We start from the raw sequence: 10,418 nt of genomic DNA, 5'->3' as shown, positions 1-10,418 counted from the left end.
GCGACCGTGCCGGACCAGCCGCTCACGTCCGTCCGGCAGCTTCAGATCCCGCATCTCGGCAAGAAACGCTTCGGCCTCCATCTCGATCGCCTGCGCCAGCAATTTGCGCGCGCCGGTGCGGAGCACATCCGTCAGGGGATCATCGATCTCGTCGGGCTGACGAAGGCGAACAATGTTGATAGTCTCGTTCATGGCGTATCGCTCTCCTTGAGAGGTTCTGGCAGGCTTCAATCACCCGCCTCGATACGCCGCCCTTCTCAAACCGTCATCACCCATTTTCCGCCATAGCTCACCGGCAGCAGGCCACAGGCCTCATGTGGAATGCGAAATTGATATGCAGCCATGGCAAGAGCGAGCCTGTAGTCCTGTCTCTAATGGCTGCATACTAACTGCGCATATAAGGATTTCAGAAAGATGCCTTACAGCCGTCTCATTGAAGACTTGATTTATCGAATGACGCGGAGCCAGGCGGATGTCTTGGGACAATAAGGTCGTTTGGTCGGAGGGGTTATTCCTCCGACCGCAGCATTTTCAGCAAAACGACCGTTACGTCGAAAAGCTGGTGCGCAGCAGAACGGCCGCTTTGCAGCGTTATGGCTGGGGCATCACCCAGCTCCGGCTCAATCGCGAGCTGCTTGGCTTGGGTAAGATCGCTATCGAAACAGCGTGCGGCGTTTTGCCGGACGGGACTCCGTTCAGCATTCCAGATGACGCCGACCAGCCCACTCCGTACGGCGTTCCGGGCGATCTCCGCGACTCACTCATCCACGTGGCAGTATCCCTCTATCAACCAGGGGCGGTAGAAACGGATGCGCGAGCAGAAATCGACGTCCCGGCCCGCTTTGAGGTTGCAGTCCAAGATCTTGTCGACACAAATGCGGGCGAGCGAGGCGGCGCCTCCATTGAGGTGGCACGGCTGCGTTTTCAGCTCTTGCCGGACGTAGCAAATCGCGCGGGGTTCGCCTGTCTTCCTATAGCACGCCTAATTGAGGTCCGGGCCGACGGTCAAATCATTCTCGATGAGAACTACATCCCACCAACTCCTGACTGCGCCAGTTCCCCTGTCCTGTCGAACTACGTGACCGAAATCACCGGCTTGCTTCACCATCGAGGTGAGGCGCTGGCAGCCCGGGTGTCGCAGTCGGGCACGCGCGGGGTGGCCGAGATTGCTGATTTCCTTCTGCTCCAGGCGATCAATCGTTATGAGCCCTACTTCGAATACCTTTCCAAAGTAGCAGGCGTGAATCCGGTGGGGCTGTACGGCCTCACGGTCCAGTTGGCTGGTGAGCTGGCCACGTTTTCACGGGACGAGAAGCGTCCCCCGTCCTTCGCCGGCTACAAGCACGACGCTCTGTCGCACACTTTTGCGCCGGTGATCAGTTCGATTCGATCCTCGCTAAGCACTGTGCTAGAACGGACGGCGATACCTTTGCCGCTGCGGGAGTATAAATACGGTGTCCATCTCGCCGAGGTGCTTGACCGTTCGCTGTTTACGACCGCGAGCTTCGTGATAGCCGTGCGAGCCGATGTTGAGACCGAGCGGCTACAGCGCGAGTTTCCCAGCCAAATCAAGATCGGCCCAGCTGAGAAGATCAAAGAGTTGGTCAATGTCGCGCTGCAGGGGATCAGCATCAACCGTCTCCCGGTCGCCCCAAGGCAGATCCCCTTCCATGTCGGCGTCAGTTACTTTGAGATCGATCAGCAGAGCCGCCTCTGGAAGGACATGCCTCATTCCGCTGGCCTGGCGCTGCACGTGGCCGGTGATTTCCCAAATCTCGACATGGCACTCTGGGCCATTCGGTCCCAATAGCCACCATTCGCGAATGCGGGTTCAACATGCCACTCGTTCTACGTGTAACGAATACGGGACCCGGCCTATCGGGTAAACGCGGTATGAGCTGGCTAATTGAGTCAGTTGGCGGACTGTCGGTAGGCGTGTCCGAGGACAATGGGTTTGTTCTGTCGGATGATCAGCAAACAGTCTCGACGCACCGCTTCTCGATCGAACGTGCGGAGGGGAAATTCTTGCTGATCGAGCCCAACGGCAATGGCACATCGTTGAATGACGGGGCTAAGCCGCTGCCGTCGGACCTGCCTGTTATCTTGGAGGCCGGTGATATCGTTCGAATTGGCGGATACATGATCAAGGTCGATGTAGCTTCCATGGAGGATTCTGCCGAAGGCGAGCCGCGCACTCTAGGCGCACTTGAGGCGTCGGATCTTCTGGGGGTGGTTGAGATGGCTCCTGCCATGTCGGTTGGTAAGACCACTCGACTCTCGTTCGTCGAGTCCTTCGATAGAGACTTTCCGCCGTCGTCGTTCTTGGACGCCGAGCAAGACTTATCGCCAGCCACCGCTGGAGCTTGGCAGATGGACAGTTATCCAGATCGTATACCGGACCAGTGTGGCATCTTCGTGCAGCCGTTGTCGTGCGTCGAGATCATCCCGGAGGAGTGGGATCTTGCGACAGAGCTCTCAGCGGAACAGGCGGCGAGAATTGGGCCAAGCTTCACCAGCGTCAACAAAGACCCTCCTGTAGAAACCGGCCTAGCCCCGTCACCGCCGGCGCCTGAGCAGTTGTCTCATCCGATCGTGGCTGGGCAGACAGAGTCTGGCGGGCAAAATCATGCTGCTATAGCGGCCTTTCTCACCGCCTGTGGGCTATCTCTGGCAGATCTCGGGCAAGCTGATATTTCAACGATCATGGATCGTGCGGGGCGGATGCTTCTGAATTCCTTCGTCGGTCTCAGTAGTACCGTCTCCGCTTGCCAGCACGCCCGGCACGAATCCGGCCATCAGTGTACGAGCACCGCGCAGCCGATCGAAAACACCCTGAAGTTGATGCTGAATGCCAAGGACGCCTTGCGCAGGGCTCTATGCACCGACATCCCGCGGCTCCTTAATGGAGACGTCGCCGTCGAGCAGGCCCCTGCTGACATCACAGCGCATGAGGGTCCGATGCTAACGGCACTGCACAAGGCTCTACCCAGTGCCCGTGAACGCCTCTGTCCTAAAGCGATCGAGGCGTCGATTGTCCGGAGCAGGAAGCTCTGGCTCGGCAGCCGGAAAGCTAGGCTTTGGGACGAGTACTGCCGAGTTTTCAATGCCGTCGTCTCCGACATCGAGACTGAAACGCTTCAGAGTGTTGAGTCGAGTTTTAGCCTCCGGGTCGTGAGAACATCGCTAGCGTGCACAAGGCACAAGCCATGATAATAGAGTCCGCCCAATGGAACCGGTAGCCATACCGACTGAGGGTACCGTCTTGCGTCCCGACCTCGCAGTCGGCCCTGGCCCTTCGGCTCTTTCGTCACCGCCGATATCAGACCAGCCGCTCTGGGAAACGCTAACGCTTCACCGGCTCAATCCGCTGGTCGCGGCTGCGGCAGCGCTGTTGGGCCTCTGTGCTCACCTCAAGACCAGTTCGGATCAACTTGATGTCGAAGAGTTGCGCTTGCGGGTGTTGCGAGGGATCGATGCATTCGAGCGTGGAATAATGTCGCTCGGACTGCCGACGCGGACGATCAAGATCAGCAAATACGCTCTTTGTGCCACGATCGATGACATCGTGCTGAATACGGCTTGGGGTAGCCACAGCGTCTGGACAACGCGAAGCATGGTCGGAACGTTGTTCGGCGAGACTTGGGGCGGCGATCGCTTTTTCGAGCTTCTAGAGCAAATGAAAAAAAACCCGACAAACGACCTCGACCTGCTGGAGTTCCTCTACTACTGCATGCGGTTGGGCTTCGAGGGTCGCTTCCGGGTGGCCGCGCGTGGGGCCTCCGAGATAAGCGTGTTGTGCGAGGACACGTACCGCCTGATCCGGGCAGCGCGTGGTAAGTTTGAGCGTGACATATCTCCACACTGGCAAGAACGGGCCGCGGCGCGAAGACCGTCCAGTAGATTCGTTCCATCTTGGGCCGCAGGCGCTACCGGGGCAGCAGCCCTTCTGTCGCTCTATACCGGGCTATTATTTGCACTCGATGGCCAGTCGGATGCAGTCCTTGCTAGGCTGGCAACTCTAGAGCCGCGTGGAGCGGTGAGCTTGGCGAGGACCGCAGCACCGCCCCCAGTCCTGAGGAGTGGCGATCGACTGCGTCGCTTTTTAGGCGCGGAAATTCGCGATGGGTTGGTCGCTGTCACGGAGGATGCGCACCAGATTGTGGTAACCATCCGTGCCCCAGGGATGTTCGACTCCGCAAGTTCGATCGTGAAGGATACGTTCGTTCCGCTTTTTCTGCGGATTGGGCGAGGCCTGAACGAGCAGCCCGGGGCGGTTCTTTTGACCGGACACACAGACTCGATGCCGATCGGATCTCGTGCTTATCTTTCCAACCAAGACCTCTCAATGGCACGTGCCAAGGCAGCGGCTGACATTATCAGATCGACGATGAGTGAGTCTGGCCACTTGCGGGAAGAAGGCAGAGGTAGCGGAGAACCGATCGCTTCGAACCAGACGCCAGAAGGCCGCGCCAAGAACCGCCGGATCGAAATCATAATCACGAAGCCACACTGAGAGTTAGCCCCATGCAGTCATTCAAGAGAGCGCTCGATGGCCGCTGGCTCGGTGTCATAGCAGTCGCCATAGCTACTGCTATGATCTTTATTTTTGGACGGCACCTCTCAATTGGAGGGTTTATCCCACTTGACAGCCTTGGTGAACAACTTGCGGCGTCAGCGTTAATGCCGATCGCGTACGTCGTGATTTACATGATCCAAGGCAACGTTCAAGACTTTTTCCTTGGACGAGTGTCCGGCATGCTGGAGGGGATCGGGACAAAGCAAAAAGAGGCGGATGGTGGAGGATCGACTTCTTCCGATTGGGACGGAGCGCGAGCCAGCGCCGCTGCCGAAGCAAAAGCCATGTCAGCTCGCTTTCGCCAAACTCGTATTACGCTAAAGCGGCTTCCTCGACACAGCGTTCTCGGCAAGCCGCGGCTCGATCAACTGCCGTGGTACGCGATTATCGGCTCGCCCGGATCGGGAAAATCCGCTGCCCTTGCCAATTCTGGCCTCAGCTTCCCATTGGAGGAAAAACTCAGCCGGAAATCGGGCGGCGTGGTCGAGGCCACGCGCAATTGTGATTGGTGGTTCACGGATCATGCCGTGCTCATCGACACTCCCGGATACTACATGGTTCAGAAGCGCAACCCGGAACAGGACAGAGCGGTATGGCAGGGCTTCCTTCGTCAGCTCAGCCGCAGGGGTCGGCACCAGCCGCTGAGCGGGGTGTTGGTATCAATCGCGATAAATGAGCTGAGCTCGTCATCCGAGGAGGAGCTCTTAGATCACGCCAGATGCATCCGGCAGCGGATCCTTGAGCTGTATGAAGAACTCGGATTGCGGCTGCCGATTTATATATTGCTCACCAAGAGCGATCTAATAGCGGGATTTAGCGAGTTCTTCGACGACCTCGGCCGCGACGGGCGCGAGGCCGTATGGGGTTTCACTTTCGCGCAACAGCCATCGGAAAGTGAAGGCGATCCGATGGACTCTTACGCTGCAGAATATGACACACTCGTCGGGCGCCTCAATGACAGGCTGCTTGAACGACTGCAGCAAGAGAGCAACATCCACCGGCGCGCGCTTGTGTTCAGCTTCCCACAGCAGGTCGCAAGCCTCAAGCATCTGTCCCATCAATTTCTGCAGGAGGCCTTCGCTCGCAACGCCTACGAGGTCCCGATCTTGCTCCGCGGCATCTACTTCGTGAGCGCAATGCAGGTGGGTGCGCCCTTTGATCGCATTGCGGGGGCCAGGTCTCCGACCTTCGGCATCTCTCTGCCGGCCACCCCTATTTCATCCGACCAGAAGCGTAGTTATTTCATCACTCGTTTGCTTCGTCAGGTCGTCTTCGCCAACGCTGGACTTGTTGAAGCCCATCCCCGTGTCGAACGCCGACAGCGGTGGATTCAATATGGCTTGTGCACGACAATCGCGGCAGCTATGGCCTCAGCAGCTGCCTTCTTGATAGTCAGCTACAGCCGCAATGTCCACTTGATGGAAGGGGCTCGTCTAGCGGCCAGCAGCTATGCCGAGGAAGCGGGGAAACTGCGCCTCGACCGGGTAGACAGTAGCGATCTCCGACCAGTTCTGCCGCTGCTGGAGCGGCTGCGCACCGTGAAGACCGACTATGACGAAGCCGCCAGAGCGGAAAACAACTTCTCGGGATTAGTTTCAGCTCAAAGTGAAAACCTTCGGATACAAGCGCATGAGGCCTATCGCCGGGGCCTAGAGACGATCTTGCTGCCCCGCCTAGCTTTCCGACTGGAAGCACTACTAGCGGAACACCAGGACGACCCTCCGTTCCTCTATCCGGCGCTGAAAATTTATTTGATGCTTGGGGGGCGTGGACCGTTCCAGCCACAGGACATCAATGAGTGGATGACCCTCGACTGGGAGGGGATGTATCCAGCTGAGGCCGACGCCACCCTTCGTCGTGCGTTGGCCGATCACCTTGATGCCCTTTTGGACAACCCGCCGCTAACTATCGATCTCAACAGCGAATTGATCGAAAAGAGCCGCGCAAAGCTTCAGCGCCTCTCGATGCCGCGTCGTGTGCTCAACATCGTCACAAACAGTACTCAGGCCGCCAACTTGCCAACATGGCGTCTGTCCGACCACGCCGGATCGATGGGGGGGGACGTCTTGATGCGCAAATCAGGACAGCCCCTCAACACTGGCATCGCCGGTATTTACACCCTAGCCGGTTTCCATGGGACATTCCTGCGCCTGCTGCCACAGGTAGCACACGCGGTTGCTGCAGAAGGTTGGGTTCTTGGCGACCAGGCGACCACTTCCACAGGTGAAGCGGAAGAGACGTTGCGACGGGCGGCGATGGATCTCTACTTTCAGGAGTTTGCGGTTGGTTGGGACGAACTCATTAATGACATTTCGCTGCGGCCAATGGCGAGTGTCGATGACGCTTTGCGAACGCTGAACGCGCTTTCAGCACCCACCTCGCCGGTGCGCTTGTTCCTTGCCGCAGCGGCACAGGAGACCAAGCTCGGTGAACCGCCCGAACGCGACACGCCGACCGAAGGTAAAGGCAGCGCTCAGAAGGAACCATCCGAAAGCGATCTTCAGTCAATCTTCCGATCGCCGACTGTCGCCGACACTCCTGAAAGCCATGGCCAGCTCTATACGGATGTGCATTTTCTATGGCTACACCAACTTGTCGATGTGCCGCCCAACAGCCCCCCAGGTGCTCAAGCGCCGATCGACAGCGCTTTAAGCGATCTTGCTGCTCTTTACCAATCGATTGGTGAAATGCAGGGCCTCGCCGGCTCACACTCGTCGGTGAAGGGTGATGAAACCGCTATCGCGATCCGTAAAATCGAAGCGGGAGCCGCCAATCTGCCGCCACCCATTCGGCAATGGATCCTGAGCGTGGGCCGGTTAAGCTCGAAACTGTCCATGAGCGAGGCAAAACGTCATGTCGCCAGCTTGTGGGCAGAAGGTGCTGGCGACTTATGTCGGCGGGTAACCGCAGGACGGTATCCCTTCAGCCGCAAATCCCGTCGAGACGCTCCTTTAGAAGATTTCGCTCGGCTGTTCAGCAGGGATGGGCTTATCGACACGTTTTCTGCGCAGTATTTGGCTCCCTTTGTTGATAGGTCTTCGGGCCCGCGGGAAGTACAGTCCACGGGAAGCGTCGATTTACAAATCGACCGGGAGTCCTTGGCACAATTCAAGCGAGCAGCCGCAATCCGGGACTCTATGTTCAAGGATGCCGGTCGTCAGCCGTCAATCGAGTTTCTGCTAACCGTCGCTGATACCGATCGGTCGACCGACGAGGTGGTGGTTGAGATCGACGGCCAGCAAATCACGCAGCGACGAGGAGCATACAAACCTGTGCGTTTCCGTTGGCCCACTGTCGGCGGCCTCGGTGGCGCTTCGGTCACTTTCAACGGCTTCGCGCCTGCTGCCCTTTCGAAGGTAGGCCCCTGGGCCTTGTTTCGACTATTGGACGAAGGGAAGGCGATTCCTCAAGTAGCGACCGACGAGGTTTATGTACGGATAGCGGCTGGCCGCCACTGGGCGACATTCATCCTCCAGGCGGACACCCTGAACAACCCACTATCTGGCAACATGCTATCGCGATTCCGATGCCCACAAATCTGAGGAGGCCCACTGTTGCTGCCACACGTACGTCCTGCGGCTCCTACAGAGAGGTGCTACCACAGGAGGATTTCATCTGCACGAGGCGCCACTCCGAGACTGCCTCTCAAATGCCGATGGGACTGGCAGAGTCCACGGCCGATCCCCGTACAAGCGGACTGACGCCGTTCTTCGCCAAATTAATAACCAGGACGGTCGTGCTTAAATCCCGATCATGGCTTTGACCTACTGCGCGTGAAATGCCGTGAGAACTAATCGGGCGGGATTGACGACTCTTTGCGGGCCCATCCTTAAACGTAATTGAATCTGCGTTAACCAAAGTGGAGATCTATAATGAGCCAGGTACATGGTACACAAATAGCGCAGCGGTTCTTGTCCGTGATGAGGAGCACCCAATCCGACGAAAGACTGGAATTCTGCTTTGCCGTCGGTACTATTGTCATTGCCGGAGAAAAGAAGCCGGTGGTGTTAGTGCGGAAGAAAGGCTTGACGAGTCTGCGGCGAACTCTGGAAGATATGCGCTATAAAACTCCCAAAGGTGTTCAGGAGCCCATTGACTTCAAGTTTCTGAGATCTGGTACAGGAAGGATGAACCAAGAGGGCGTCATCGTCGTACGGCTGGCCAAAGGAGGCATGGCCAAATTTATGGCGATCAAGACCCAAATGAGGCGTTATTTCAAGGACCTGAGAGTAAGCCTCCCGGACATACAGGAGGCTGAGCCCCTGAGTGAAGAAGACCTCAACCGATTTGAAATCGCAGCCCAGGCGAACTCTGACGACCTGCCTTCGGATGAAAATCAGGAAGTCGTCAAAGAGAATGTGGCGGAAGGCGCTCCGGAATCTCTCTCTGAAGGACTGAAGCAAACCATAGCCACTTCGGCAGCGTCAATCGCAGCTCACTCCAATCGGATTAGTCGGCAAACGGGGTTAATGCAAACCGCTGAGCTGGGCCCATTGACTAATAAGATCGCCGATTGGCTCAAGGCAATACTGACGGCAACGCCGCTTGAAGAGCGAGAGAATGCCCTCCACAACTTCACTTGCAGGCTGCTATTAATGCTGGCCTACGACGACAATCGGAGAAATCTCCAATATGTGGACGAGGCACCCGATGGCGATGAGATGCAAACAGATCGCCCAACGAAGCCGGATGAAGCGGGCGTAGACGACGGCGCTGAGCGTGAAGCGATCGTCATAGATGGGATCGATCTCGAACGTGTTTCGAAAGACCTGGTCGATCAAGACGAGGTCGTAGAAACCCTGTTCCGAATGACCAAGGCAGAGGCACAAGAGCGACGGCTTCCTTATCCTCTGGAAACCGCGAGCTCCGACAGACTCGCCATGCTGGTGTCGTCGAAATGGCCCAAAGAAGAAGGCAATGCTGCCAACAGGTGCGATATTGTGGAGCGTCTAATTGCCGTGGTGGAGCAGCAGCTGGGCAACGATAATCAACTGATCGCCCTGCTTGGCCTCAATAAGATCGATAAGCTGGAAGAGGATTTCGCCACCACAGTTCGCAGCATGCAAGCTAAATGGCAAGTGTGCCGCGAGGCCGTGTTGGTGCATTGGGAGGACACGAAGAGCAAAATCAACAAGAAGTACGACGTCGAAGCCCTCGGTGGTACCTGGAAGTCTGTCGACGAGATCATCCTGAAGGTCAATGATGCGGTCTCGAACCAGCTTAGCGCTCTAAATGAGCAAGAGGCCGAGCTAAAAGTTGGCGTGATCGCGCGCGGTGAAGCAATTGTTGAATCGATCCTTCACGACCTCAACAGTAACCAATTCATCCAACTGCTTGACAATCCTCCGGCGGCCTTCGCTCCGATACCAATCGGGGAGACGCTGCGGGAAGGAATCGGGAGTGTCGGCAGCGAACTGAAGCGCATCAAAGCCTCTCTCGCCGCGGCCGCACCCGCCGCATAGCCGCTCAAGTAATGCCCTAGCCCGAAAAATTCATGGTGGGTTGGCGGATGTAGTGCAAGCCGTTGAAATAACGTAGGATTTGGTTGCTAAGGCCGATCCGACTCATTTCCCGGAGACCACACCCGCCATGAATGATCTTACGCTGCCGCTGAGCGGCTTGTCATCTGTCGGCGGCAAGTCCGTCGTCGCCCGTTTCGACGGAGGCATGTTGTCCTCCGGCGTTGTCACATTGCAAACAACGTGACAACGCCGGCGGAATGGGCACGAAGAAGGGGCGGCATGGCACTGTAAAGTTATCAGCGGATTGATGCAGCGATAGCTGGCCGGGACGGCTGTCACGCTGCGGCGAGACACGCGATTTTGTTCCAGATTTGCATGGC

At 57.3% G+C, this 10,418-nt stretch carries 5 protein-coding genes and 2 pseudogenes; 5 read left to right on the top strand and 2 right to left on the bottom strand.

Going from position 1 to position 10,418, the window contains the following annotated elements; translation table 11 throughout:
* A pseudogene (locus BLS48_RS33450) lies at positions 1-192 on the bottom strand (IS256 family transposase); the annotation flags it as partial.
* Between the two features lie 280 nt (positions 193-472).
* Here BLS48_RS33450 and tssK point away from each other — a divergent pair.
* The 5 genes from tssK (at position 473) to BLS48_RS33425 (ending at position 10,038) form a co-directional block, all read left to right on the top strand.
* Positions 473-1,810, top strand: a complete 1,338-nt coding sequence (gene tssK, locus BLS48_RS33445) for a type VI secretion system baseplate subunit TssK (RefSeq protein ID WP_038654562.1) — start codon at positions 473-475, stop codon at positions 1,808-1,810.
* A gap of 26 nt (positions 1,811-1,836) precedes the next feature.
* Positions 1,837-3,210, top strand: coding sequence for a type VI secretion system-associated FHA domain protein TagH (gene tagH / locus BLS48_RS33440; RefSeq protein WP_091586574.1), 1,374 nt, complete (start codon positions 1,837-1,839; stop codon positions 3,208-3,210).
* Between the two features lie 52 nt (positions 3,211-3,262).
* On the top strand, positions 3,263-4,513 hold the full coding sequence (gene icmH / locus BLS48_RS33435) for a type IVB secretion system protein IcmH/DotU (RefSeq protein WP_240565386.1): 1,251 nt from the start codon (positions 3,263-3,265) through the stop codon (positions 4,511-4,513).
* Positions 4,514-4,524: 11 nt separating this feature from the next.
* On the top strand, positions 4,525-8,118 hold the full coding sequence (gene tssM / locus BLS48_RS33430; RefSeq protein ID WP_091586572.1) for a type VI secretion system membrane subunit TssM: 3,594 nt from the start codon (positions 4,525-4,527) through the stop codon (positions 8,116-8,118).
* Between the two features lie 330 nt (positions 8,119-8,448).
* On the top strand, positions 8,449-10,038 hold the full coding sequence (locus tag BLS48_RS33425) for a hypothetical protein (protein WP_038654566.1): 1,590 nt from the start codon (positions 8,449-8,451) through the stop codon (positions 10,036-10,038).
* A 160-nt stretch (positions 10,039-10,198) separates the two neighbouring features.
* Here BLS48_RS33425 and BLS48_RS36650 read toward each other — a convergent pair.
* Positions 10,199-10,418 (bottom strand): annotated as a pseudogene (locus BLS48_RS36650) (hypothetical protein); the annotation flags it as partial.

Source organism: Mesorhizobium qingshengii (assembly GCF_900103325.1).
Classification (GTDB): Bacteria; Pseudomonadota; Alphaproteobacteria; order Rhizobiales; family Rhizobiaceae; genus Mesorhizobium; species Mesorhizobium qingshengii.
Note: the sequence above shows the minus strand (reverse complement) of the source record. Positions and strands in the feature narration are given on the sequence as shown.